Annotated in this window: 21 protein-coding genes; 8 read left to right on the top strand and 13 right to left on the bottom strand. The window is 72.8% G+C overall.

Annotation, left to right across the window (positions count from 1 at the left end; translation table 11 throughout):
* Positions 1-7: 7 nt before the first annotated feature.
* Both ACWCO8_RS06480 and ACWCO8_RS06485 read right to left on the bottom strand, forming a co-directional pair.
* Entirely contained in the window at positions 8-2,005 is a 1,998-nt protein-coding gene (locus tag ACWCO8_RS06480; protein ID WP_451031436.1) for a SpoIIE family protein phosphatase, read from the bottom strand.
* Between the two features lie 202 nt (positions 2,006-2,207).
* Complete coding sequence (locus ACWCO8_RS06485; protein WP_451031223.1) at positions 2,208-3,317, bottom strand: DUF6777 domain-containing protein; 1,110 nt, start codon at positions 3,315-3,317, stop codon at positions 2,208-2,210.
* A gap of 176 nt (positions 3,318-3,493) precedes the next feature.
* On the opposite strand from ACWCO8_RS06485, the gene ACWCO8_RS06490 reads away from it, so the two are divergent.
* The 3 genes from ACWCO8_RS06490 to ACWCO8_RS06500 all read left to right on the top strand — a co-directional run bounded on the left by ACWCO8_RS06490 (position 3,494) and on the right by ACWCO8_RS06500 (position 5,790).
* Positions 3,494-4,048, top strand: coding sequence for a DUF1990 family protein (locus tag ACWCO8_RS06490; protein ID WP_451031224.1), 555 nt, complete (start codon positions 3,494-3,496; stop codon positions 4,046-4,048).
* A gap of 80 nt (positions 4,049-4,128) precedes the next feature.
* A complete protein-coding gene (locus ACWCO8_RS06495) occupies positions 4,129-4,299 on the top strand; it encodes a hypothetical protein (protein WP_362002975.1) in 171 nt (56 codons plus the stop codon).
* Between the two features lie 33 nt (positions 4,300-4,332).
* Entirely contained in the window at positions 4,333-5,790 is a 1,458-nt protein-coding gene (locus ACWCO8_RS06500; protein WP_451031225.1) for a lipase maturation factor family protein, read from the top strand.
* Positions 5,791-5,821: 31 nt separating this feature from the next.
* Here the strand turns inward: ACWCO8_RS06500 and ACWCO8_RS06505 are convergent, their stop codons facing one another.
* The 3 genes from ACWCO8_RS06505 to ACWCO8_RS06515 all read right to left on the bottom strand — a co-directional run bounded on the left by ACWCO8_RS06505 (position 5,822) and on the right by ACWCO8_RS06515 (position 8,538).
* Entirely contained in the window at positions 5,822-5,992 is a 171-nt protein-coding gene (locus ACWCO8_RS06505) for a hypothetical protein (protein ID WP_362002972.1), read from the bottom strand.
* Positions 5,993-6,279: 287 nt separating this feature from the next.
* Positions 6,280-7,755, bottom strand: a complete 1,476-nt coding sequence (locus ACWCO8_RS06510) for an SDR family NAD(P)-dependent oxidoreductase (RefSeq protein WP_451031226.1) — start codon at positions 7,753-7,755, stop codon at positions 6,280-6,282.
* A gap of 45 nt (positions 7,756-7,800) precedes the next feature.
* On the bottom strand, positions 7,801-8,538 hold the full coding sequence (locus ACWCO8_RS06515; RefSeq protein ID WP_451031227.1) for a (2Fe-2S)-binding protein: 738 nt from the start codon (positions 8,536-8,538) through the stop codon (positions 7,801-7,803).
* Positions 8,539-8,837: 299 nt separating this feature from the next.
* On the opposite strand from ACWCO8_RS06515, the gene ACWCO8_RS06520 reads away from it, so the two are divergent.
* Positions 8,838-9,848: a DMT family transporter gene (locus tag ACWCO8_RS06520; protein ID WP_451031228.1), complete on the top strand. Its 1,011-nt coding sequence runs from the start codon at positions 8,838-8,840 to the stop codon at positions 9,846-9,848.
* Here ACWCO8_RS06520 and ACWCO8_RS06525 read toward each other — a convergent pair.
* The 5 genes from ACWCO8_RS06525 to ACWCO8_RS06545 form a co-directional block, all read right to left on the bottom strand.
* A complete protein-coding gene (locus tag ACWCO8_RS06525; RefSeq protein ID WP_451031229.1) occupies positions 9,729-11,054 on the bottom strand; it encodes a transglycosylase family protein in 1,326 nt (441 codons plus the stop codon). The genes ACWCO8_RS06520 and ACWCO8_RS06525 overlap by 120 nt on opposite strands.
* 379 nt (positions 11,055-11,433) lie before the next feature.
* Positions 11,434-12,078: an aspartate/glutamate racemase family protein gene (locus ACWCO8_RS06530; protein ID WP_451031437.1), complete on the bottom strand. Its 645-nt coding sequence runs from the start codon at positions 12,076-12,078 to the stop codon at positions 11,434-11,436.
* A complete protein-coding gene (locus ACWCO8_RS06535) occupies positions 12,075-12,413 on the bottom strand; it encodes a GNAT family N-acetyltransferase (protein WP_451031230.1) in 339 nt (112 codons plus the stop codon). Before ACWCO8_RS06535 ends, ACWCO8_RS06530 begins: the two co-directional genes overlap by 4 nt.
* Positions 12,414-12,444: 31 nt before the next feature.
* Positions 12,445-12,870, bottom strand: coding sequence for an aspartate 1-decarboxylase (gene panD / locus ACWCO8_RS06540; RefSeq protein WP_451031231.1), 426 nt, complete (start codon positions 12,868-12,870; stop codon positions 12,445-12,447).
* A gap of 114 nt (positions 12,871-12,984) precedes the next feature.
* On the bottom strand, positions 12,985-14,244 hold the full coding sequence (locus ACWCO8_RS06545; RefSeq protein ID WP_451031438.1) for an SLC13 family permease: 1,260 nt from the start codon (positions 14,242-14,244) through the stop codon (positions 12,985-12,987).
* A gap of 263 nt (positions 14,245-14,507) precedes the next feature.
* Here ACWCO8_RS06545 and ACWCO8_RS06550 point away from each other — a divergent pair, with 263 nt between their 5' ends.
* Positions 14,508-14,885, top strand: a complete 378-nt coding sequence (locus tag ACWCO8_RS06550; RefSeq protein ID WP_451031232.1) for a peptidase inhibitor family I36 protein — start codon at positions 14,508-14,510, stop codon at positions 14,883-14,885.
* Between the two features lie 45 nt (positions 14,886-14,930).
* On the opposite strand, the gene ACWCO8_RS06555 is transcribed toward ACWCO8_RS06550, so the two are convergent.
* Together ACWCO8_RS06555 and ACWCO8_RS06560 are read right to left on the bottom strand one after the other, a co-directional pair.
* Positions 14,931-16,475 carry a fused MFS/spermidine synthase gene (locus ACWCO8_RS06555; protein WP_451031233.1) on the bottom strand — a complete coding sequence of 515 codons (1,545 nt, stop codon included), beginning with the start codon at positions 16,473-16,475 and terminating at the stop codon, positions 14,931-14,933.
* Between the two features lie 111 nt (positions 16,476-16,586).
* Positions 16,587-17,039 carry an Lrp/AsnC family transcriptional regulator gene (locus tag ACWCO8_RS06560; protein WP_451031234.1) on the bottom strand — a complete coding sequence of 151 codons (453 nt, stop codon included), beginning with the start codon at positions 17,037-17,039 and terminating at the stop codon, positions 16,587-16,589.
* Positions 17,040-17,146: 107 nt separating this feature from the next.
* Between ACWCO8_RS06560 and ACWCO8_RS06565 the strand changes: the two genes are divergently transcribed.
* Positions 17,147-18,106: an SMP-30/gluconolactonase/LRE family protein gene (locus tag ACWCO8_RS06565; protein ID WP_451031235.1), complete on the top strand. Its 960-nt coding sequence runs from the start codon at positions 17,147-17,149 to the stop codon at positions 18,104-18,106.
* 79 nt (positions 18,107-18,185) lie between these two features.
* On the opposite strand, the gene ACWCO8_RS06570 is transcribed toward ACWCO8_RS06565, so the two are convergent.
* Entirely contained in the window at positions 18,186-19,565 is a 1,380-nt protein-coding gene (locus ACWCO8_RS06570; protein ID WP_451031236.1) for a tetratricopeptide repeat protein, read from the bottom strand.
* Between the two features lie 274 nt (positions 19,566-19,839).
* On the opposite strand from ACWCO8_RS06570, the gene ACWCO8_RS06575 reads away from it, so the two are divergent.
* Together ACWCO8_RS06575 and ACWCO8_RS06580 are read left to right on the top strand one after the other, a co-directional pair.
* Positions 19,840-23,133, top strand: coding sequence for a right-handed parallel beta-helix repeat-containing protein (locus ACWCO8_RS06575; protein WP_451031237.1), 3,294 nt, complete (start codon positions 19,840-19,842; stop codon positions 23,131-23,133).
* Positions 23,130-24,401 carry a S8 family serine peptidase gene (locus ACWCO8_RS06580; RefSeq protein WP_451031238.1) on the top strand — a complete coding sequence of 424 codons (1,272 nt, stop codon included), beginning with the start codon at positions 23,130-23,132 and terminating at the stop codon, positions 24,399-24,401. Before ACWCO8_RS06575 ends, ACWCO8_RS06580 begins: the two co-directional genes overlap by 4 nt.
* The last annotated feature ends 8 nt before the right edge of the window (positions 24,402-24,409 follow it).

The following is a 24,409-nucleotide window of genomic DNA, read 5'->3' on the forward strand; positions in this document are numbered from 1 at the left end:
GTTACGGTCAAGTACGGTCTGTATACGCGGGGTTAATATTGAACTCGCACCAGACGCACTTGCCGCTGCCGCGCGACTCGACGCCCCACACGTCCGAGAGCATGTCCACGAGCATCAGGCCCCGGCCCGAGACGCCCGCCTCCCCGGCCTCGCGGCGGCGTGGCAGGGCACTGGAGCGGTCCTCGACCTCGACCCGCAGCCGCCGTTCCGGGCCCGCCAGCATCCGCAGGGTCACGATCGCCCCGCCGTCGGTGTGCATCAGCGCGTTGGTGATCATCTCGTCGGCGACCAGCTCGATCTCGTCGGAGCGCTCCCCCGCGCCCCAGGCCCGGACGGCGGCGCGGATCATGTGCCGCGCCGAGCTGAGCGCCTCCGGGTCGCTCTGCGCCACGTGCTGCTGGAGCCGGCCGCCGGACTGCGGGAAGTACGCCCCCTGCCGCCGCAGCAGCAGGATCGCCACGTCGTCCTCGCCGCCCCGCTCGTCGAAAACCTCGCAGAGGTGGTCGGCGAGCTGCTGGAGGTCGCGCGGCCCGCCCCGGACGAGCGAGGAGAGCCAGCGCAGTCCGTCGTCGAGATCCGAGCCCGGCTTCTCGACAAGACCGTCCGTGTACAGCAGCAGGGTCTGTCCCGGGGACAGCTCCAGGGTGGTAGCCGGGTAGTCGAGGCGGTCGAACTCGGCCGACAGGCCCAGCGGAAGCCCCCCGTCCACCGGCAGGCGACGGCAGCTGCCGTCGGTGTCCTGGAGCAGCGGGTCGACATGGCCCGCGCGGACCACGTGCAGCGCGCCCGTCGTCAGGTCGGCCTCGACGTAGGTGCAGGTGGCGAACCGCTCGGTGTCGAGTTCGTGCAGGAAGACGGAGGCGCGGGCCATGACCGTGGCGGGGCTGTGCCCCTCGGCGGCGTAGGCGCGCAGCACGATGCGCAGCTGCCCCATGACGGCCGCCGCGTGGGTGTCGTGGCCCTGGACGTCGCCGATGACGGCGCCGACCCGGCCGCCGGGCAGCGGGATGATGTCGTACCAGTCGCCGCCGATGTCCCGGCCGAGGCGGGCGGAGCGGTACCGGACGGCTATCTGGGCGCCGGGCACGTCGGGGATGCGGCGCGGCAGCATCGCCTGCTGGAGCCCCTCGGCGAGGTCGTGGTCCTGCTCGTAGAGCATGGCGCGCTTCAGGCTCTGCGCGATGCTGCTGCCGAGCGCGACCAGCAGATTGCGCTCGTCGGCGCTGAAGCCGGTCCGGTCGCTGTACAGCAGCCCGAGCGCGCCGATCGGCCGGGCCTGGGCGATCAGCGGGAGATAGGCCGCCGACGTGATGCCGAGGCCGCTGATGTGCGGCCAGAGGATCGGGTACGACGAGGCGAAGTCCTCGGGCGACTCGATGAACCGGGGCGTGAGGGTACGGATCACCTCACCCATCGGGTACGGCTCGTCCACCCGGGTGAATCGCGTGCCGGGGACGAAGGCTCCCTGGGGTCCCTCGGCGACGAGGTGGATCCGGCCGGCCTCCAGGAGCCCCATGACCAGGCTGGTGGCGCCGAAGTACTCCAGGCCGTGCGAGTCGTTGAGGAGGTCGATGACGTCCTGGACGGTCCGGGCGTGGGCGAGGGCCGCGGTGGTGCTCTCCACGACGCTGGTGCGGGCGCGCCGGCCCTCGTCCAGGCCGAGCCGGGCGGCCTGCTCGGTGACCTCCTCCGAGGCGTCCCTGACGATGCCGACGATGCGGACGGGCCGGCCGGTGTCGTCCCGCTCGATCTGGCCCTCGGTGTGCGTCCAGCGCGGTGTGCCGCTCCGCAGCCGGACGCGGAAGTACGCGCCGTAGTGGTCGCTGCCGTCCTTCAACGCGTGGCTGACGAGCGTGTCGAGCTGCCGGCCCTCGTCAGGCGCGACACGCGAGCCGAGGGTGGCCGGGTCACCGTCGTACTCGTCGGGGCGCATGTCGAAGACCCGCAGGGCGCCCTCGTCCATGGTCATGACGCCGCTGAGCAGGTCCCAGTCGAAGCTGCCCATCCGGAACGCCCGGCCGTAGTCCCGGAGGAAGCAGCACGTCAGACCCCCGGGGCCCGAATCGCAGCGGCAGGGCACCGTCGCCTCGCCTCCCCCACTTCCCGCGCTCATGGGGCCACGCTAGGCCCAGCCCCGGCGGACCGCACGGCGGAGATCATCGCTCGCGGACTCGGCATTTCTCGCGGCCTCGGCATTCCTCGCGGACTCAGCCTTCGAAGGTCTCCGGCTGCTGGGGAGCCGGGTCGCTCGGGAACAGGTCCTCGAAGTCGGGCACGTCCGGTTCGGGCACGGTCTCGGGCACCGGTTCGGTCTCCGGCCGGGGCTCGGCGGGCGGTTCCTGGGCGGGCGGCTCGCTCCAGGGGCCGTCGCTCTCCGGGGGCGCGGGCGAGGCGGGGTCTCGTGGGGCCGTCGGGTCGCGCGGCGGGTTCGGGCCGTCGGTGACCGTGGGGGACGGTACGGAGGGGGAGGGCACGGGCGCGGGCGTGTCGGTGAGGTCGCAGTCGGCGGGGGCGCAGGGCGGGGTCACGGACGGGCGGGTGTCCTGCTTTCCGTCGGTGCCGGTCTTCCGCTCGATCCAGGTGTTGTCGACGACGTTCACGATGACCAGGCTGGTGACGACCGTGGTCGTCGGCCTGATGATCACGACCCGGTCGGGGTGGTAGCCGTCCCAGGGCCGCCCCTTGTCGGCGGCCCCCTTGACGGCGATCGGTGAACGCAGCGGGTTCCCGCAGGCGCAGCGGACGCGGGGCGTGCCGTACTGGTCGACGAGGACCGCCGTACCGGCCTGGAGGACGGACTGGAACGGGGTGGGGACGCCGTCGCGGTAGCCGTGGCCGGTGACCCGGGTGTCGGTGCGCAGGACGACCGGGGTGAGCTCGCGCAGCCAGCCCGCGAGGGAGCTCTCGGGGATGCCGGCCGCCTCGGCGAAGGCGCGGGCCTTGGCCCGGTCCTCGGCGAAGAAGGCGACCTGCTGCTCGACGTCGCAGCTCGGTACGGAGCGGGTGCCGCCGTAGAGCCCGGGCGTGGAGCCGGTGATCTCGCGGACCGTCCCGGCCGTGCCCGTGGGCGCGGGGGTGCCGGCCGGGGCGCCCGGCGTCGTCGTGGAGGCGGTGAACGGGTCGGGGCCCCGGGCGGCGACCGGCTGGAGGACGACCTCCTGGGCGGCCGTGGCGGTGGACCGGTCCGCGCCGTTGCCGCCGCCCCGGTCGACCGACGAGCAGCCCGCGAGCACCAGCGCCGCCGCCAGCACCGCGGCGGCCAGCGTGGGGCGTGCGGCGACGTGGGTCCTTGATGACCGGCTTGTGGGTGAGCGCACCTGGTTCTCCCGCCTCTTTCCACCCCCGAGACATTCCTTCATGTCTGTCGCACCGCGCGTACGCCCGCAAGCCAGGCGGGTCCGACCGGGCGAGAAAGCGACTTGAACACGTTCAAGCAAGGCCCTACCCTCGGAACCCAGTCGGTTTGAACACGTTCAAGCGGAGGAATCGCCCCATGGCCCGTCTGATCCGCGACCTCGCCACACCCGCCGCGCCCGCCACCCCGGCGTCCCTCACCTACCGCGAGGTCGGCGCCACCGCACACGACTTCCTCCCCGGCGGCTACCAGCACCTCCACCACATGGTCCGCGTCGGCCGCGGCCGGGACGACTTCGAGACCGCCGGAGCCGCCGTCACCACCTGGCGGATGCACCGCGCCTCGGGCGCCCGGGTGCGCACCGAGGCCGTCCGGGCCGCACCGGGCGCCTTCGTCGAGGTCTCGCTCGGCCTCGGCCCCGTCCGATTCACCGCACCGTGCGAGGTGATCTGGACGGCGTACGAGCAGGACCGCATCGGTTTCGCGTACGGCACGCGCGCGGGGCACCCCGAGAGCGGCGAGGAGTCCTTCGTCGTCGACCTCCACCCCGACGGCACGGTCTGGTTCACCGTGACGGCCTTCAGCCGCCCCGTCGCCTGGTACACGCGGCTCGCGGGACCGCTCGCCCCCGCCGCCCAGCGCGCCTACGCACGCCGCCTCGGCCAGACGCTGCGACACGTCGTCGCGGGGTGAGGCCCGGGACGACGGCGCCACGGATCAACCCCGGGGTTACGCTCCTTCTATAGGCAAACGTTCCCACCCGGGAGGCGGCCGTGAGCCAGTCCCAGTACGACATGTACAGCACTCCCTCGCAGGCGGAGGGAGAGCGGCAGGAAGAGGACATGGACGCGCTGCAGCGGGACCACCGGCACCCCGCGACCGAGCGCACCACACCGTCGCAGGCCGAGGGCCAGCGGGCACGCGACGAGGACGAGAAGGCCTGACATCCGGCCGGGACGGCGCCGACACCGGCAGCGATGGAGTGGTTCAGCGCACCGGACTACTGGCTGAGCCGGATCGTCTTCCAGCGCGGGCTCGCCGGGCTCTACCTCGTGGCCTTCCTCGCGGCCGCGCTCCAGTTCCGGGCCCTGATCGGCGAGCGCGGCATGCTCCCCGTACCGGAGTATCTGCGCCGGGTGGAGCCGCGCCTGGCCCCCAGTCTCTTCCACTGGCACTACTCGGACCGGCTCTTCTCGGTGGTCGCGTGGAGCGGCGCCGTGCTCGCCCTCGCCCTGGTGGCGGGCGCGGGGGACGCGGTGCCGCTGGCCGTCTCGATGGTGTGGTGGGCGGTCCTCTGGGGCCTGTACCTGTCGATCGTCAACGTCGGTCAGACCTGGTACGGATTCGGCTGGGAGTCGCTCCTCCTGGAGGCCGGGTTCCTCGCGGTCTTCCTCGGCAACGACGACACCGCGCCGCCCGTCCTCGTCCTGTGGCTGCTGCGCTGGCTGCTCTTCCGCGTCGAGTCCGGCGCCGGGCTCATCAAGATCCGCGGTGACCGCTGCTGGCGGAACCTGACCTGCCTCTACTTCCACCACGAGACCCAGCCGATGCCCGGGCCGCTGAGCTGGTTCTTCCACCATCTGCCGCGCCCGCTGCACCGGGTCGAGGTGGCGGCCAACCACGTCGTCCAACTCCTCGTCCCGGTCCTGCTCTTCACCCCGCAGCCGGTGGCGACGGTGGCCGCCGGGCTGATGGTGGCGACCCAGCTCTGGCTGGTGCTCTCCGGGAACTTCGCCTGGCTGAACTGGCTGACGATCGTCCTCGCGCTCTCGGCGATGGACGGCTCGCTCGTGGTGGGCGAGCACCCGCAGCCCGACCCGCCGCTCTGGTTCGTGGTCGTGGTCGTCGCCGTGACGGCCCTGGTCCTCTTCCGCAGCTACCGCCCGGCCCGCAACCTGCTCTCGCGTCGCCAGGCGATGAACCGCTCGTACGATCCCTTCCACCTGGTCAACGCGTACGGCGCGTTCGGCACGGTCGGCCGGATCCGGGACGAGATCGTCGTCGAGGGCACCGACGACCCGGTCCCGCACGCGGGCACGGTGTGGAAGGAGTACGGCTTCAAGGGCAAGCCGGGCGATCCGCGCCGGCTGCCGCGCCAGTTCGCCCCGTACCATCTGCGGCTCGACTGGCTGATGTGGTTCGCGGCCCTCTCCCCCGCGTACGCCCGCGACTGGTTCGGGCCGTTCATCGAGCGGCTGCTCGACGGGGACCGGGACACCCTGCGGCTGCTGCGTCACAACCCCTTCCCCGACGCTCCCCCGGCCCTCGTCCGGGCCCGTCTCTACCGCTACCGGTACACGACCTGGCGCGAGCTGCGGGAGACGGGGGCCTGGTGGCATCGCACGCTGGTACGGGAGTACCTGCCGCCGGTCGGGCTCGGGGCCCCCGGACACACCCGTGCCCCCGGGCGCGGGGGCGGCCGGGGGCACGGGTGAAGCGGTACGACTCGGTCGGTACCTGAGCGGGTCAGTCGATACCCGGCAGGATGTGGGGCTCCGCGAGGTCGTCCTCGTAGCCCGCCAGCCGGATCGGGGCCGCGTGGGCCCAGACGTCCAGGCTTCCCAGCTCACCGGAGCGGTGGGGCCGCTCCGGACGTTCGGCCGGTGAGGGTTCCTGCTTCGTCAGTTCTGGTGTCACCGCGCACTCCCTTGTGTCGCGTACCTATGTGGACATGGCCGTTCGGTCGCGGTGGCGCCGTTCTGCGGGCGGGACCGCGGCCTTGGTGGCAGGCCAGTCCCCAGGCCGACCGTGAGGGTTTTGTGAAACCCCGGTGGTCGACCGTGGACATCACAGTAACCAAATGAGCGCGCCAGCGCTCTATGGGGCTCGGAAGTGTGACGCGATCGAGTGAATTCCGGACACCAGAGCGATGGAAATCGGGAGAACTGGGGGTACGCGAGGGGCCGGGGTGACGAGCCGGGTGGCTACCAGTTGCCGGGCTTGTAGTCCTTGAGGAAGCAGCCGTAGAGGTCCTCGCCCGCCTCGCCGCGCACGACCGGGTCGTAGACGCGGGCGGCGCCGTCGACCAGGTCGAGCGGGGCGTGGAAGCCCTCCTCGGCCAGGCGCAGCTTGTCGAAGTGCGGACGCTCGTCGGTGATCCAGCCGGTGTCGACCGAGGTCATGAGGATGCCGTCGGACTGGAACATCTCCTGGGCGCTGGTCCGCGTCACCATGTTCATCGCCGCCTTCGCGGCGTTGGTGTTCGGGTGCCCGGCGCCCTTGTAGCCGCGACCGAAGACGCCCTCCATCGCCGAGACGTTGACGATGTACGCGCGCCCGCTGGCCGCCTTCTTGGCGGCGTCGGCCATCACCGGGCGCAGCGCGCTGATGAGGATGAACGGCGAGGTGTAGTTGCACAGCTGGGTCTCGAGCAGCTCCACCGGGGAGATCTGGTCGATGGTCTGCACCCAGGTGTTGCTCTCGACCACGTCCGGGACGAGCCCGCCCGCGTCGATGGCGCTGCCGTCGCGGTGGCGCTCGACGCTCGCGTTGCCCGCGACGAGCGCGAGGTCGGCGACCTTCTGCGCGTCCAGGCCGCTCACGCCGACGGGCAGCGCGGTCAGACCGTCGACCGCGCCGGAGTTGAAGGCTCCGATGACCTGGTGCGCGGGCAGCTCACCGGCGGGCAGCGGAGCGCTCTCGCCCTCGACGAGGGCGGCGTACGCGGAGGGCAGCCGGCGGACGGTCTGCGTCGCGTTGTTGATCAGGATGTCCAGCGGGCCGCGCTCGGCGACCTGCTCGGCCAGGGCGACCGCCTGCGCGGGGTCGCGCAGGTCGATGCCGACGACCTCGAGCCGGTGCATCCAGTCCGCCGAGTCCTCCATGGCCTTGAAGCGGCGGATGGCGTCCTTGGGGAAGCGGGTGGTGATCGTGGTGTGGGCGCCGTCGCGCAGCAGCCGCAGCGCGATGTACATGCCGATCTTGGCCCGGCCGCCGGTGAGCAGCGCGTGCTTGCCGGTGAGGTCCGCGCGGGCGTCGCGGCGCATCCGGTTCTCGGCCGCGCACGGCTGGCAGAGCTGGTGGTAGAAGTAGTCGACCTCGATGTACCGGGTCTTGCAGACGTAGCAGGACCGGGGGCGCTGGAGTATCCCGGCGATCTTCCCGGCCTCGGTGACCGACGAGGGCAGCAGGCCCTCGGTCTCGTCGTCGATGCGCTGGGCGGAACCGGTCGCGGTCGACTCGGTGACGGCCTTGTCGTTGGCGGTCTTCGCGGCCCGGCGCTCCTGGCGGCGGCGCTGCTTCACCGTGCGGTAGATGCCGGCGGTGGCGCGGCGTACGGCGATCGCGTCGGGGTGGTCGACGTCGAGCTTGTCGAGCTCGTCGAGCACAGCAAGGCAGACGGCCAGGCGATCGGGGTCGATACCCGGCCCGTACCCCTGGGTTTCTTCGGTCACCGTCATGGCCTCTGCCGTTCCTCGATCGCCGGTCATTCCAAAAGAAGAACTTTACGGAGACTTGGGCCCTGTCTCCAAACCCGTGGACCGTGCTCGGGCGGGCGGGTGGTCGAAGACACAGTCGCCGCAGAGGCCCCCGCCGGGGCAGCGGTAGTAGAGGCAGCAGCTGGTACGGCGGAGGGCGGGCCCCTCGACGGTGCGGGCGAGATCGGGGTGGGCGAAGAGCCCGGAGACGAGCTCGGCGGCGCGGGCGGCGACCTCGGGCCTGCCCTGCGCGCGGGCCCAGCGGGTGAGTTCGCGCAGCGCCCCGGCGAGGGCGGAGCCGGCGTTCCCCCAGAGCAGCCCGGGCGAGATCCGGCCGTCGCGCCGGAAGGCCTCGTGCAGCGGGACGAGGTGCGCGAACTGGACGGCCTCGCGCAGGTCGTCCACGGTGGCGGGGCGGGTGGCCGTGCCCGCCCACCACAGGTCGTCGGGCGAGGTCAGCGCGGGGTCCCAGGACAGGTCGGCCGGGTCGAGGTCGGGGAACCGGCCGAAGAGCGCGGCTGGTCCGAGCGCGATCGACCAGAGCCGTGCCGCGATTCCGAGGTGCGCGATGGAGGCGGCGACCCGCCGCTCGGGAGCGCCGAGGCGGTCCCCGACCCGGTCGACACGGGCGGTGAGGGGCGCGAGGTGCGGCCCGCTCTCCGCCGCGTACAGACGCGCGAGCGGCACGTGCGCGACGGGTGCATCGGGCGCGGTCGTCCGCAGGGCGAAGAAACCGCCCACGGAACCGCTCTCCACGAGATCCACCGCGACAGCCTCCTGCTGTTTTCGACCGCACCGACCGGTGATCACCGTAGCGCTCGGGAGAGCGGGCCAATGTGGCCCGGAGAAGGCGGCGACTGGCTCGGGATGGGACGTACGTTCGGGCGCGATCATGGCCGCCCGCTTCGACCCGGATACCGGAAAAGTTCGCAATGCACCCCTGCTGACCTGCGCAGTCGTACATCCCCAGGCGTACGTCACGGGCCCGTACTGCGACCGTAGTACGGCCGAAGGCGTTCCCAGGTCTGACGACGTGAACGCTCGGAAGAGAGATCGTTGTAGGTATGAGCCCCCTCTTGGTGTCCGTGCTCCTGTCCCTGGTCTCGGCGGTCGCCTACGCGGCCGCGGCGATCGTGCAGGAGCGGGTCGCGGCCTCCGCCGCCGGCCTCACGTACGCGCCGCTGCGCAGCCCGGCCTGGTGGGGGTCCGTGCTGCTCAACGGTCTCGGAGCGGCGCTGCACGTGGCCGCACTCGCCTACGGCCCGCTCAGTGTGGTCCAGCCGCTGGGCGCCCTCACCATCGTCTTCGCGCTGCCGATGGCGGCCCTCTTCGTCGGCCGCAAGGCGGGCCGCACGGCCTGGCGCGGCGCGCTGATGGCCACCGTGGGTCTCGCCGGGCTGCTCAGCCTGACGGGCGGCAACGACGGGCAGCCCCTGGCGGACGCGGAGCGCTGGCTGCTCGCCGCGGGAACGTTCGGCCTGGTGGCCGTGCTCTTCACGGCGGCGCACCTGGTGGGCCGCTCGGTGCTGCGCGGCATCGTCCTGGCGGCAGCGGCGGGCGTCGCCTTCGGGATCGCCTCGGTCTTCACCAAGACCGTGGCCGAGGAGTGGACGGCGAGCGCCCCGCTCGCCCAGTGGCCGAGCCTCCTTGTCCTCTCGGCCCTCGCCGTGACCGGACTCCTGCTCTCCCAGGCCTCGTACCGGGGCGCCGGGCTCGCGGCCCCGCTGGCGACGGTCACGGTCGTCAACCCGGTGGTGGCCGCGACGGTCGGCCTCACCCTGTTCGGCGAGAGCTTCCGCTACGGCGCGGCCGGCACCGTCGCGGCGCTGATCTGCGGCGCGGTGGCGGCCCTCGGCATCGTCCAGCTCACGATGGAGCGGCTCGCGGGCCGGTCCGACTCCCTGTCGGTGTCAGAGTCGCCGGAGTCGGACACGGCGGTGTCAGATACGTCGGTCTCAGATCGAGACACCCCGGGCCCGCAGGTAGGCGAGGGGGTCGATGTCGGACCCGTACCCGGGACCCGTGCGCACCTCGAAGTGGAGGTGCGGCCCCGAGCTGTTGCCGGTCGATCCTGAACGGGCGATGCGCTGCCCGCCGTTGACCCGCTGGCCCTCACGCACGGTGAGCGCGGAGAGGTGCGCGTACTGGCTGTAGCGCCCGTCGTCGTGCCGGATGACGATCTCGTAGCCGTACGCCCCGCCCCACCCGGCGGAGACGACCTTGCCGGGGGCGACGGCCTTGACGGACGTACCGGTGGGGACCGGGAAGTCGACGCCGGTGTGGTAGCCGCTGGACCAGGAGGAACCGGAGACGCGGTAGCGGGTGCCGATGGAGGCGGAGACGGGCGCGGAGAAGCTCTCGGCGCGCGTCTCGGGCTTGGCGGCGGGCTTCGAGACGGGCTTGGTCTTGGCGACGGGGGCCTTGGGGGCGGGCGCCTTCGTAACCGGCGCCTTGGTCGCGGGGGCCTTCGTCTCAGGGGCCTTGGTGGCGGGCGGCTTCGTCACCGGGGGCTTCGTGGCGGCCGGGGGCTTCGTGGCTGCGGGAGGCTTGGGCGCGGCCGGGGGCTTCGTCTGCGGGGCGGCCGTGCTCGGAGCCGTCTTGCCGGGGGCCGCGGGCTTCTTCGGGGCGGGGGCGGTGATCCGGAGGGTCAGCTTCTGGCCCGGCAGGATCAGGTCGGGGTCGTCGCCGACGACGGCGCGGTTCGCCTCGTACAGCCGCTGCCAGCCGCCCTTCACCCGCTCCTCGCGGGCGATGCGGGAGAGCGAGTCCCCCGGGGTGACCGTGTACATCTCGCGGACCTGCGGCACGGTGGTCGGGGTCGCGCGGGTGGCCGGGGTCTTGGTCTGCGGGGCGGTGGCGGTCCGCTGCCGGGGCAGGGAGGCGGGGACGACGCCCGTGTTCCCCTGCTGGGTGAGTCCGGCGCGCGGGGAGCAGGTCGGCCAGGCTTCCGGGCCCTGTCCCTTGAGGACCTTCTCCGCGATGGCGATCTGCTGGTCCTTGGAGGCGAGGTCGGCGCGCGGCGCGTACTGCGTACCGCCGTACTGCTCCCAGGTGGACTGGCTGAACTGGAGCCCGCCGAAGTAGCCGTTGCCGGTGTTGATGCGCCAGTTGGAGGAGGACTCGCAGGCCGCGACCTTCTCCCAGACGTCGAGGGAGGCGGCTTGGGCCGCCCCGGCGGCGACGAGCGGGAGCGCGATGCCGGCGCCGCCCGCCGTGACGGTGAGCGAGGCACGGTTGATCCGGCTCGGCTGGTACCGGCGGTGTCGTCCCCGTAAGGCCATGGCCCCCCCTTGAGCGCGTCCGCTGAACGCATCAGCAGTCGCCCAAGGTAGGGGAAGGTCACAGCCCGTGACAAGGGTTCAGGGCTCGTTCGAAGCGTGTTCAGCGCCCTGCGGGCCCGGGTTGGGGCTGCGGTTCGGGCTCCGGCAGAGGCGCGGGCCCGGGCGGCTCGGGGACCGGATTGGGCGGCGGTACGGGAGGGGGCTCGGGCACCGGGGCCGGTGGGTTGGGGGGCGGGCCGGGCGTCGGGATCGGTCCGGGCGGGACCGGATCGGGGAACGGGTGGGTCATGACGGGGTCGGGCCTCTCGGTCGACGACGGGGCCGTACGGCTACGGCTCCAGGCTCTCCCGGAGCGTCTGCCCGCGCCCGCCGGGGCCATTCATCCGTGGTGGGGCATCGCGCTCGCGGCAGCCGCCGCCAGACCGAGGCGAGGGCTGGAGAGGACGGGCAGTGGGGTGGTGGTGCGCTCGGCGGCATCGGCCATCGACGCCTGGGCCAGGACGATCACACCACCGTCGGTGGGGTCGACGCGGTCGACCGCGGCCGCGACGGCGTCCAGGTATCCGTCGTGGTCGCCGGCGAGGAAGCGGTCCCAGGCGCCGTCCACGAGCAGGGTGGTGATGCCCGGAGTCCGGTCGCCCGCCTCGTCCCGGAGCAGGTCGAGCGTGGGCGCCAGGGTCGACTCGACGGCCGCGACGACCACGATCCTGTCGGCACGGACGGCCTCGGCCGCCATCGGCCGGTCGACCCGGACGACGGGCACGCGCAGTTCGGCGGCGTGGCGTTCGGCGACGCCGCCGAGGGTGGAGCAGGTGCAGAGGACGGCCGCAGCACCCTCGGCGACGGCCTCGGCGAGGGCGTCACGGACGGCGCCGGCCACGGCTTCCGGGCCCTCGGCCCGTGCCCGTACGAGCAACTCCTCATCGACCACGTGCCGCAGGCCGAGGCCGGGGTGGTGGCGGTCCCGGAGCCCGTCGAAGACGGGCACGTGGACCGGGGAGGTGTGCAGGAGGGCGAGGGTCACCACAGCTCGGGCGTGGCCTTGAGCTGGGTCTTGGCCGCGCGGACGACGTCCTCGGGCGGGACGGGCGCCTCGTCGGGGTGCTTCTCGGCCCACTTGGCGGCGTAGGGGCAGAGGGGCACGACGGGGACGCCCTCGCGGGCGGCGATGCCGTAGAACTCCCGTACGAGGGACCCGGCGATGCCCTTGCCCTCGTTGCCCTCCTCGACGACGGTGTGCACGGCCACGAGGGCGTGGGGTGCGGTGTCCAGGACGAAGTAGACGACGACACCGACGTACCGGTCGTCCTCGAACGCCTCCAGGCGTCCCTTCTCCCGGTCGTCACGAATCTCGAGCATGCGGAACCTCTCGCTCTGTACGGTCGATCGGTCAGGCGTGCGCGGCCACGGTGTGCGGACCGCGGCGGGTGTCGCTCCCGGGCACGGGCGCGGAGGCGTCGTCCCCGAGCTCGATGATCCGGTTGTCCGCGTCCACGTGCACCACACGTGGCACGAGCGCCCGCGCCTCGGCGTCCTCGACCTGGGCGTAACTGATGAGAATCACCAGGTCCCCGGGGTGCACCAGATGCGCGGCGGCCCCATTGATCCCGATCACCCCGGAGCCCCGCTCCCCCTCGATGACGTACGTCTCGAGCCGGGCTCCGTTGTCGATGTCGACGATGTGCACCAGCTCCCCGGGCAGCAGATCGGCCGCCTCCATGAGCTCGGCGTCGACGGTCACGGAACCGACGTAGTGCAGATCGGCCTGGGTGACGGTGGCACGGTGGATCTTGGACTTCATCAGAGTGCGCAGCACTTTAGACTCCTGAAAAGACGGCTCCCCGCCGGCTTTCTGCAGGTCAGGGGCGGCCTTCACTGTACAACGGGACACCTTCGAATCGAAGACCTTCCCGAACATCGTGCGCCGGGGTCAGCCCGCTCCGATGACGGTCAGCGAGAGCCAGAGCGCGAGGACGGCGGCGGCCAGGCTGGCGGGTACGGCGTACACGCCGAGCCGGGTGAACTCCTTCAGCTCCACCTCACCGTCGTGCGCGTGGACGATACGCCGCCACAACAGGGTGGCCAGCGACCCGGCGTAGGTCAGGTTGGGGCCGATGTTGACCCCGAGCAGGACGGCGAGAACGGCGCCGGGTCCCGACGGGGCGGCCAACGGCAGCAACACCAGGACGGCGGGCAGGTTGTTGATGACGTTCGCGAGGACGGCGGCCAGAGCGGCGAGGGCGAACAGCTCCGGGAGTCCCGTGCCCTGGGGGATCAACCGGCCCAGCGCGTCGTCGAGACCGTTCTCCACCACCGCGAGGACGACGATCCCGAGGGCCAGCACGAAGGCGAGGAAGGGCACGGAGGCGGAGCGCACCAGCGCCCGCGGAGTGGTGCGGCGCCGGATCAGGGCCCGTACGGCCAGGGCCAGCGCGCCCGCCAGGGCGGCCCACGCCGCGTCGATGCCGATCACCGAGGTCAGCACGAAGCCGGCGAGCGTGCAGCCCACGGTCAGGAGGGCGAACAGCGGCAGCGGCGGCGGTTCGACGGCGGTCGGGGCCTCGGCTCCGGCGTCCAGGTCGGTGGCGAAGAACCGCCGGAAGACCAGGTACTCGACGGCGATCGCCGCCGCCCAGGGCAGGGCCATCAGCGCGGCGAACCGGGTGAAGGTCAGTCCGCTCGCCGCGAACGCCAGCAGGTTGGTCAGGTTGGAGACCGGCAGCAGCAAGGAGGCCGTGTTCGACAGGTGGGCGCAGGCGTGGACGTGCGGCTTGGGGCGTGCGCCGATACGGGCGGCGGTGACGAACACGACGGGCGTGAGCAGCACCACCGTGGCGTCCAGGCTGAGCACGGCCGTGATCGACGAGGCGGCGAGGAACACCTGGGCCAGCAGTCGGCGTGGCCGGCCCGCCGCCGTACGCGCCATCCAGGCCCCGCAGGCCTGGAACAGCCCCTCGTCGTCGCAGAGCTGCGCCAGCACCAGAACGGCCGCGAGGAAGCCGATCACCGGCCCCAGTCGTTCCGCCTCGGCCAGCGCCTCGTCGAAGGAGATGGCCCCGGTCGCGACCACCACGACCGCGGCCGGGACGGCCACGACCGCTTCCGACCGACCGAAGGGCCGGACGACCGCGCAGGCGAGGACGAGGACGAGCAGGACCACGGACAGCGTCTCCGCCGACTGGGCGTTCAGGATCGGTCCTTCCGTAGCGGCGGGTCGGGCCGCCTGCGCCGCCGCGAACTTCTGACTGCTCGTGGTGGTTCCGAGCGAGCCGCCGCGTCGATCACCTCTTCCGCGGCAAGAGTTCGCTACCGTACGCGACGGCGCGCGGGCCTCGTCCGGCGCCTGCCCGCGGCCGTGGAGAGCGCCGTGCACCGGGTCGCCTCGGGGGCGCTCACGACCACCGTCCGGCGTTCAGGGTCAGCTCGACCCGCCCACCGAACCTGGGAGCTCTCATGCGCGTCAGGAACGTTCTGACCACACTGATCACGACGGTGGTCGTGATGTCCGCCACGACGGTCGCCCACGCGGCTTCCGCACTGCCGTCGGCACCGAGGGCGGATTGCCCGGCGGGCCACATCTGCCTGTGGGAAGGCGCGGACTTCCAGGGCTTCCGGTGGGGCGGCCCGGCCGAGCCGAACGAGGAGCCGAACGGCTGTGTCGACTTCGTCGAGAAGTCGCCCGGATCGGTCATCAACAACTCCGGGCGGGCGTACTACGTGTTCCGGGAGGGCACGTGCACGAACCCCGGTCGCTCCTTGGAGCTTCCCCTGGGGGAGTCTCCGCGGTTCCCGTGGCGAGTCGGCTCGGTCTCGTGGTGCCGCGGCTGCTGATCCGCGTGCCGAGGGTCGGGGGTGTCCGGCGGGCCTCCCCTACCGCTACCGCTCCGTGGGCTTGTAGGGCTGGAGGAGCTGGTCGACGGGTGCGTGATCGTCGGTGAGCTGTCGGGCATCGCCGACCCAGGAGGTCAGGTCGTCGCCGGTGGCGATCTTCCAGCCGGTCCGCCGGGCGTCCAACCCTTCCTGGGCCGCGCGCAGGTCGACCTTACGGTCGGAGGCGAGCACGATCAGATTGCCGCCCCTGGAGGTCGCGGTCGGATCGAGGCCGATGTCCGCGGGTTCGCCGACGACGGCGACATGCTCGAAGGTCGCGCTGAGGGTGGCCACTTCGGCACGCGCGAAGGCCAGAGCGCCGTGATCGATGAGGTTGGCGACGTACACCCCGTCCTCGTCGAGGACCCGCCGTACCTCGGCCATCGCTTCCGCCGTGGTGAGGTGCCACGGCACGCTGACTCCCCCGAAGGCGTCGCCGACGACGACGTCACGGCTCGCGGCGTCCAGTCGCCGCAGGCCGAGCCTGCCGTCCTCGACGCGTACGTCGATGCCGTCCTGAGCTTTCAGCCCCAGGTCGTCGCGGTCGATGGCCACGACCCCGCCGTCGATCTCGGACACCAGGCTGTGCGTTCCGGGCCGCGTTGCCGCGAGGTACCGGGGGAAGGTGAGCCCACCGCCGCCCACGTGGTGGGCGGCGAGCGGCTCACGCGCCGGGAAGGCGGCGTCGACCACGGCCGCGATGGCGCGCACGTACGCGAACTCCAGGTGGGTCGGGTCGTCGACGTCGACATAGGAGTGCCGCACGCCGTCCAGAACGAGGGTCCGGCCGCCGCTCCGGTCGGGGTCCGCGACGACCCGTGCGCAGTGGTACCTGGTCTCGGTGTCACAGCCACCGGGCGCGACCAGGGTGGCGAGGCCGCCGGCCACGACCGCGAGGGCCAGGGCGGACGTGCCCCTCCAGCCGCGCGTCCGCCACTCGAACAGGGCCGCGCCCACGACCAGCATCGATCCCAGGCCGATCAGGATGCCGCTGACCGGCAACCGCGCGACGAGGACGAACCCGGTGAGGACCGTACCGACGATGGCGCCGAGGGTGCCGACGCCGGACAGTCGCCCGACCACCGTCCCCGTCTCAGCGAGGCTGGTCAGACGCAACTTGGTCACGAACGGCGTCACCGCCGAGAGAAGCCCGCCGGGCACGAGGATGGTCAGCATCGCGGTCAACAGGAGCAGCCCCGGCGCCCACTCCGCGGTGGTGCGCAGCGCGGCGGGGGTGAGCGCGACGACCACTCCCGACACCCCGAGCGAGGGGCCGATGAGCCTGCGCGGATCGAGCTGGTCGGCGAAGCGTCCACCCAGCCAGGAACCGGCGGCGATGGCGGCGAGGGCGATCCCGATCACCACGGTGCTGGTCTCGAGGGTGAGGCCGAGGTAGGGAGCCAGGAGCCGCAGAGCGACGATCTCCACGACCAGGACCGCGGCCGACGACCCGAACACGAGCACGGCGGCGGTGCGGGGTCCCATGCCGCGGGCGGGAGGAGGGCTGGTTTCGGCGACGGGCTCGGAGGACAGTTCAGTCACGATCGACATCCTGGCATGCGGCGGTTCGACAACATGGCGAGCATTCTCGCTCGTTGGCACACGGAGCGGCGAATCCCGGGCGGGACGCCCCGAGTCGTAACGAAGGCCCGGTCGAGGAAGTCACACCTGGTCGGCGGTGAGCGGCGAGAGCGGTCGCTCGAAGAAGGTCTCCAGGACCACGGTGGCCTGCGTCCCGCTGACCCCGTCGATGGCGTAGATCCGGCGCAGCACATCCTGCAGTTGCTCGGTCGTCGCGGTCCTGACCTTCACCAGCACCGAGGCGCTCCCGGCGATGACGTGCGCCTCCAGGACCTCGGGGAGCGCGGCGAAGTCCTGTCCCGAATCCCCCATCCACGACGTCGAGTCGACCATCACGTAGGCCAGGACGGCGCTGCCGACGGCGGCCGGGTCCACATCGACGGTGGTACGCCGGATCGCGCCTCGCTCGCGCAGCTTCCGTACCCGCTCGTGGGCGGCGCCGGCGGACAGACCGACGGCCCGGCCGAGTGCGGCGTAGGACTGGGTGGCGTCCTGTTGGAGTTGCTCCAACAGCGCCCGATCTATGTGATCCACAACTCTCCGTTCGGGTGGGACTGGCCAGAACAGTACGTCATCTTGCAACATGCCGCTGAGGCCGATTCAGATTCGGTACGTGGCAGGTTTCGTGAGGAGTGGACTCCATGAGCGGCGAGCGCCCCGGGCTGTACGAGATGCTGGACGACCGGTTCCGCACGGGGAGGTGCATGAACGGTGACGACGCGCTGGAGGTCCTGTTCACCGGCTGCCGTTGGGCCGAGGGACCGGTCTACGTGCCCGCCTGGCGCCAGCTCGTCTGGAGCGACATCCCCAACGACCGGATGCTGCGGTGGGACGAGGAGACCGGCGCGGTCGGCCATTTCCGCCGATCCGCCGGGTACACCAACGGCAACACCCTCGACCGCGAGGGCCGGTTGATCACCTGTGAGCAGGGCAATCGCAGAGTGACCCGGACCGAGCACGACGGCACCGTCACCGTGCTGGCCGACCGGTGGCAGGGCAAGCGGCTGAACAGCCCGAACGACGCGACCGTGAAGTCCGACGGTTCGATCTGGTTCTCCGATCCGGACTTCGGCATCACCAGCGACTACGAGGGATACCGCGCGGAGAGTGAGATCGGCGCCAACAACGTCTACCGGATCGACCCGGCCACGGGCGAGGTGCGGCTGGTCGCGGACTGCTTCGGCGCCCCGAACGGCCTGGTCTTCTCCGCCGACGAGCGGCAGCTCTTCGTCTCCGACACCCGGGCGGGCGTCATCCGGGTCTTCGACGTACGCGACGACGGCACCCTTTCCGACAGCGACGTCTTCGCCGAAGCGAGCGCCCGCGAGACGGCCCGCTTCGACAACCTCCGCTTCGACGACGGCGGTCGGCTCTGGGTCGCCGCGATGGACGACGGCGTGCACTGCTACGACCCCGACGGCACCCTGATCGGCCGGCTCAACGTCCCCGAGGCGGTCGCGAACATCTCCTGGGGCGGTGCCAAGCGCAACCGTCTCTTCATCACCGCGGAGACCAGCCTGTACTCGGTGGTCATGGGCAACACCGGGACCCACCCGACGGGTCCGGGACGCCGGCCCTGGTTGGACATGGCGTCCGGCTGACCGACGCCGAACTCCAGGGCCTGGCCGTGGCCGTGCCGCCGTCCCTCCACGGCGTCAGGACACACACCCGTGCCAGGGCTCACGCCGACCGCACGGCTGCGGACTCCGCCGCCTCGCCCAGTGCGGCGGTGAGGCGGGACTGGCTCAGTCGGTTGTACGGGCTGTCCGGTCGCAGTCCGATCCGCTCGCTGATCAGGAGGCGGGCCAGGTCGTGCCGTCCTGCGCTCAACGACGATTCGAGGAGGGTCTTCTGGACGGCGTCACGCTGGGCGTGGCTGCCTCCGAACTCGTGGAGCCGGCGGCGCAGCGGCCAGAGCAACTCCACGACGCCGGCGTGGTCGCCGCGCGCGTGGGCGAGTAGGGCCCGGCAGACCGGAAGGCCGATCTCCGCCGTCATCGTGTCGTTGGTCAGGACGCCCGCACGGGTCTGCTCCAGCCACCGCCTGCGGTCGGCGATGAGCCGCTCGGCCTCGGCCTGACGGTCGGCGCCGACGTACGCCATGACGGCGTGCACGTCGTTGAAGGCGTAGAACGGCGGGTCGGCCCGCGCCGACCACGCGTCGGCGAGCGCCTCCCAGCGCGGAGTCTGGTCGGAGCCCGCCAGGCGGAAGCGCCACAACAGGGCGGCCGCGTCCAGGAGTTCCATGGCCAGGCTGGCGGACGTCTCGTTGTGCAGGGTCTCGTCGTAGACGCGCAGCGCGGTCTCGGTGTCGCCCGCCTCCAGCGCGAACAGCGCGTAGTGCCACCAGTTGTGCACCGCGAGGAAGTTGTCGCCCGACCAGTCCCCGGTCCGCATGTCGAAGTAGGCGATGCCGTCGGCGTACCGGCCCCGCATCTCGTACGTGTGCGTGACCGCGTGGATGGCCCACACGTCGTCGGGATGGCGTTCGACCGCGGCCCTGCCGACCTCCTCGGCGCGGTCGTAGTGTCCCGCCTCCTCCAGACCGAAGGCGTACATGCCAAGGAGCGGCCCGAGGTGGGGATCGTCCGGGTCCCAGGCGGACAGGGCGCCGCCGACCCGGTCGCGCAGGCGCACGGCGTCGCCGGTCAGGAAGTCGAGCTGGTGTCCCACGAAGAGGGCCAGCGCGTCCCGCGGGTACGCCAGGGTGAGCTGCTCCAGGACGCTGCCGGCCCCCAACAGGTCCCCGGCGAGGAGGCTTTCGGCCGCGGCCGTGTGCAGACGCTCACGCGATGGGAGCGCCGTACGGTCCAGTCCCGAGGCGTACGCGGTGAACCGGCGCCGCGCGGCCGCGGCATCGGTCGGCTCGGTCCCCAGCACCCCCAGGTAGGCCGCGAAAGCCTGCCCCAACGGCGAGGCCGGGTCGGCCGCGAGCAGGCCCTCGACGGCCGGGGTCACCGCGGGGCGGAAGAACAGCAGGGATTCCACGGCCCGGTCCAGGTACGCCGCCCCCTCCGCCGTCCCCTCGTACAGGAAGTGGCCGTACCTGTCGGTCGCCATCTCAGGATCACCTCACGCGAAGTCTCGGGAAGAACACGTGCGCCGCCACATGCGGGACACCGGGCCCATGAAAGCCAGCTCCGGGCCACCGCGCACAGTCCCCGATCAGGTGAAACCTGATCACAGCGTGCCTCTTCCTCGGAACGATCGGCTGCCGGCCGCCTCCCCCGCTCATGTCTCGGTGATGAGGCGGCATGATGTGCGTGCGTACCCATACAGGTGGGCCGTCCGGGGGCAGCGCGCGTCGCCGGGGGCCAGATCAGGAGGTCCCGGCGTGTCTCGCCAGCTACTGACCGTCGGCCCCGAGCCGGGACCCGAACGGTGCGCCACGATCGGCGAGGCGCTGGCGCGTGCGCGCAACGGCGCGGTGATCAGCGTGGGGCCCGGGACGTACGCGGAGAACCTGGTCGTCACGGTGCGGGTGACCATCGTCGCCGAACAGGCGCGCGGCACCGTCGAGATAGCCCCGCGTGACGGTGTGGCCGTCGCCCTGCGGGCCGACTCGGTGATGCTGACCGATCTGGTGATCCGGGGCCGGGACGAGGAGTTGCCCGTCGTCGACGTCCCGCGCGGTCAACTGGCCATGGACGGCTGCGAGGTGAGCGGGGCCGCGTGGACCGCGGTGCTCGCCCGGGGTTCGGGGTCGGTCGCGATACGGGACAGCCGGGTCAGCAACCCGGGCGGCGCGGGCGTCGTCGTCACCTCGTCCGAGGAGAGCTCCGTCGCCTCCTCCGTCCTCGAACACCTCGGCACCACCGGCATCGTGGCGGGCGAGCAGGGCAACGTGGTGGTCCGCGACTGCTCCGTACGCCACGCCCGCGCCAACGGCGTCCTGGTCAACGGTGACGCCCGCGCGACCGTGGAGGACTGTGAACTCTCCGGCACCGACAAGCCCGCCGTCGCCCTGGAGGAGCGCTGCTCGGTGACGGTCGCCCGCACCGCCGTCCATGACACCGCGACCGCCCTGCACATCACCGGCTCGGGCCGCATCCGGGTCACTGACCTGCAGGTCACCCGGACCAGCGGGCCCGCGATCGTGCTGTCCGGCGCCGCCGACCCGCAGGTGACGCGCTGCCGCACCGCGCGCACCTCCGGGCACGGCATTCTCGTCACCGATCGCGCGCGGGGGACGTTCGAGGACTGTCTGATCGAGAGCGCGCAGAGCCCTGGGCTGCGGGTGGCCGACACGGCGGGCCCGGTGTTCCTCGGGCTGACCGTACGGGACTGTGAGTCCACCGCCGTGCTGCTGGAGGGGGATTCGCTGGCCGAGCTCGACCGGCTGGCCGTGGACGGTGCGACCGAGGCGGGGGTACGGGTCGGGGGCGGGGCCGGTCCGCTGGTTCGGCGGGCCAGGATCAGTGGCGTCCAGGGGCCGGGCGCCGAGGTTCTCGGCGCTGCCCGGGCGCGGCTCGAGGACTGCGAGTTCCTCCAGCCCGCCGGCGACGGGGTACGGGTCGGGGAGGAGGCGGCCGTCCATCTGGCCGGCGCTGCCGTGCGCGGCCCTCGGGGTGCGGGGCTCGTCGTCGGTCAGGGGGCCACGGCCACCGTGCGCGACTGCGAGATCGGCGCGGCCACGGGCGCGGGCGTCGAGGTGGAGAAGGGTGGCGCGCTGACCGCCACGCGGGTTCGCGTCTCGGAGGCGGGCGGTCACGGGTTCGTTCTCGCCGACGGCTCCACGGGCGCGCTGAACCTCTGTGAGGCGTCCGACGGCGCGGCGGACGGTTTCCGCGTGGAGTCGACCGGTCGTGTCACGCTCACGAGCTGCACCGCGCGCGACAACCGGGGCAGTGGCCTGGTCCAGACCCGGCCCGGCGACCGGCTCTCCGTCGAGGACCTGACGAGCACGGGCAACGGCGCCCGCGACGCCTGGGGCAGCGGCGACGCCGCCGGCACCGACCCGGCCGGCGCCGCGAGGGCCGGTGTCGACCACGGGCCGCTCGCCGAACTGGAGGCGCTGATCGGCCTCGAGAACGTCAAGCAGCAGGTCCGTACGCTGGTCAGCCTCACCCAGCTCGCCCAGCGCCGTGCGGGGCTTGGCATGCCCGTGCCGCCCATGAGCCGCCATCTGGTCTTCGCCGGCCCTCCCGGCACCGGCAAGACGACCGTCGCCCGGCTCTACGGAGCGGTCCTGGCCGAACTCGGCGCGCTGCGCTCCGGGCATCTGGTCGAGGTGGCCCGGGCCGACCTCGTGGCGCAGATCGTCGGCGGGACCGCCATCAAGACCACCGAGGCGTTCCAACGGGCCCTGGGTGGGGTGCTGTTCATCGACGAGGCCTACACCCTCGTGTCGGGCGGGCGGGGTTCGGGCGCCGACTTCGGCCGGGAGGCGGTGGACACGCTGCTGAAGCTGATGGAGGACCACCGCGAGGACGTGGTGGTCGTGGCCGCCGGGTACTCCGCCGAGATGCAGTCGTTCCTCGGCTCCAACCCCGGTCTGGCCTCCCGGTTCTCACGGACCGTCGAGTTCGAGAACTACACCGTCCCCGAACTCCTCGCCATCACCGAGACGATCTGCGCCCGGCACCGCTACGAACTGGCCGATGCGACCCGCCGGGCGCTCGCGGTCCACTACGAGCGGATGCCGCGCGACGCCACGTTCGGCAACGGCCGTGCGGCGCGCGGGGTGTTCGAGGAGATGGTGGACCGGCAGGCGGTGCGGCTCGCCGCGCTGCCCGCGGCCTCCGAGCACGACCTCACCCTTCTTCTCCCGGAGGACGTCGGGGTCGAGGTCCCCGGCTCCACCGGCGACGGCACGGAGGAGGACCCGCTCGCCCGGCTGCGGTCCATGGTGGGCCTTGAGGCCGTGAAGAGCGATGTGACGAGTCTGGTCAACCTGATCGAGGCGACCAGGCGTCGTGAGGCGGCCGGGCTGCCCGCACCCCGGCTCAGCCACCATCTCGTCTTCACCGGTCCGCCGGGTACGGGCAAGACGACCGTCGCCCGGCTCTACGGCGAGCTCCTCGTCGGCCTGGGCATCCTGCCGCGCGGCCAGGTCGTGGAGGTCGCCCGCGCCGATCTGGTCGGCCGCTACGTCGGTCACACCGCCCAGCTCACCAAGGAGTGCTTCGAACGGGCCCTGGGCGGCGTGCTGTTCATCGACGAGGCCTACACGCTCACCCCGGGCGGCAGCGGGTCGGACTTCGGGCAGGAAGCCGTCGACACCCTGCTGAAGCTCATGGAGGACCACCGGGACGAGGTCGTCGTCATCGTCGCCGGGTACACCGAGGAAATGGACGGGTTCCTCGCCTCCAACCCGGGCCTGTCCTCGCGCTTCTCGCGCCGGGTGCGGTTCGCCGACTACAGCTCCGAGGAGCTGGTGACCATCGTCGCCGAGCAGGCGGCTGTCGGGGGCTACGTCTGCGCGCCCGGCACGGCCGAGGTGCTCCGGGTCCACTTCGACGCGCTGCCCCGTGGCCGGAGCTTCGGCAACGGGCGGCTGGCGAGGCGGATGCTGGAGGAGATGATGACCCGTCAGGCGGGCCGGATCAGCGTCCTGGACGCGCCGACCGTCGACGACCTGAGCCTGCTGCTGCCCGAGGACGTTCCGGCCGTCGCGGGGCACGCGTGAGCGCGGCGGGACGGGTCCCGGGCGTCGCCGCGCGGCTCGTGGCCGTACGGTTCGTCGCCGCGCTCGCCCTCACGGCGGCCGGCACGGTGCCGGCCGCGGCCGCGAGCGGGACGACACCGGCCCTGGACGGTGGGCTGTCCGCGGCGCTGCCCGGGCGGGACACCGTTCTGCTGCCGGTGCTGGCCTCGGCCCTGCCCGACAAGGCGCCCTGCGCGGCCGCCTCCCAGCAGGAGGCCAAGGCCGTGCCCTGGGAGCAGCGGTCCCTCGCGCTGGCCAGGACCTGGCCCCTGACTCAGGGGGACGGGGTGACCGTCGCCGTCGTCGACACCGGTGTCTCCACGGCGGCGTCGGCCCTCGCGGGCCGGGTCACCGCGCTCGGCACGGCGGGCCAGGACTGTGTCGGGCACGGCACGTTCGTCGCGAGCCTGATCGCCGCCGGGCCCGTGAAGGGCGTCGGCTTCGCCGGGGTCGCCCCGAAGGCCCGCGTCCTTGCCGTGTCCGGTACGGGGCCGCGCGGCGGTGCCACGGCTCCCGCCGTGGCCGCCGGCATCAGGGCGGCCGTCGACGCGGGCGCCCGCGTCCTGACCGTGTCGGCCGCGTTCCCGGCCCGGGACAAGGCCGTCGGCGACGCCGTGGCGTACGCGCGCTCCCGTGACGTGCTGGTCGTCGCCCCGGCCGTGCCCGACGCCGCGCCCACGCCGCCGCCCGGTGCGGCCACCGCGGATCCGGCACCGCGCGCCTACTGGCCGGCCGCCGAACCCGGGGTACTGGCCGTGGTGGACGTCGGTGTGAAGGGCGCCCGGCCGCGCGGCGCCCTGCTCCCGCTCAGTGCCGACCTGGCCGCGCCCGGCTCCGGGGTGATCGGCTCCGGGCCCTCCGGCCCCGGGCACTACATCGGCTCGGGCGCCTCGCTCGCCGCCGGGTACACCGCCGGGGCGGCCGCCCTCGTACGCGCCGCGTATCCCGGGCTCGACGCCGACGGGGTCGCCGCCCGGCTGACGGCCACCGCCTACCCGGCCGACGTGCCACGCCTGGACCCGTACGCGGCCGTCACCGCCGTCGGCACGACCGGCCCGGCGGCGAGCCCGGCGATCCCGGCGGCCGGTCCCGTCACCCTGCCCGACACAGGCGCGGCGGAGCGGGCCGTTCTCCGCGGCCGCCTCCTGGCGGCCGGGGCGGTGGCGGTCCTCCTCGCGGCGGCCTGGGCCACCGCGGTCGCCCGCGCCCGCCGGCGCCGACGCGCCCCCGCCACCGCCTCCGTCCCGTAACAACGCCC

The sequence above is a fragment of the Streptomyces sp. NPDC001927 genome, assembly GCF_053594455.1.

Bases quoted from the DNA above. Each gene is read 5' to 3' on its own strand.
- ACWCO8_RS06490 (WP_451031224.1), top strand. From the start codon at position 3,494: ATGGCCCGTCTGATCCGCGACCTCGCCACACCCGCCGCGCCCGCCACC.
- ACWCO8_RS06535 (WP_451031230.1), bottom strand. From the start codon at position 12,413: ATGCTCGAGATTCGTGACGACCGGGAGAAGGGACGCCTGGAGGCGTTC.
- ACWCO8_RS06555 (WP_451031233.1), bottom strand. From the start codon at position 16,475: ATGTCGATCGTGACTGAACTGTCCTCCGAGCCCGTCGCCGAAACCAGC.
- ACWCO8_RS06525 (WP_451031229.1), bottom strand. From the start codon at position 11,054: ATGGCCTTACGGGGACGACACCGCCGGTACCAGCCGAGCCGGATCAAC.
- ACWCO8_RS06520 (WP_451031228.1), top strand. From the start codon at position 8,838: ATGAGCCCCCTCTTGGTGTCCGTGCTCCTGTCCCTGGTCTCGGCGGTC.
- ACWCO8_RS06570 (WP_451031236.1), bottom strand. From the start codon at position 19,565: ATGGCGACCGACAGGTACGGCCACTTCCTGTACGAGGGGACGGCGGAG.
- ACWCO8_RS06510 (WP_451031226.1), bottom strand. From the start codon at position 7,755: ATGACGGTGACCGAAGAAACCCAGGGGTACGGGCCGGGTATCGACCCC.
- ACWCO8_RS06500 (WP_451031225.1), top strand. From the start codon at position 4,333: ATGGAGTGGTTCAGCGCACCGGACTACTGGCTGAGCCGGATCGTCTTC.
- ACWCO8_RS06480 (WP_451031436.1), bottom strand. From the start codon at position 2,005: ATGGGCAGCTTCGACTGGGACCTGCTCAGCGGCGTCATGACCATGGAC.
- ACWCO8_RS06565 (WP_451031235.1), top strand. From the start codon at position 17,147: ATGAGCGGCGAGCGCCCCGGGCTGTACGAGATGCTGGACGACCGGTTC.
- ACWCO8_RS06550 (WP_451031232.1), top strand. From the start codon at position 14,508: ATGCGCGTCAGGAACGTTCTGACCACACTGATCACGACGGTGGTCGTG.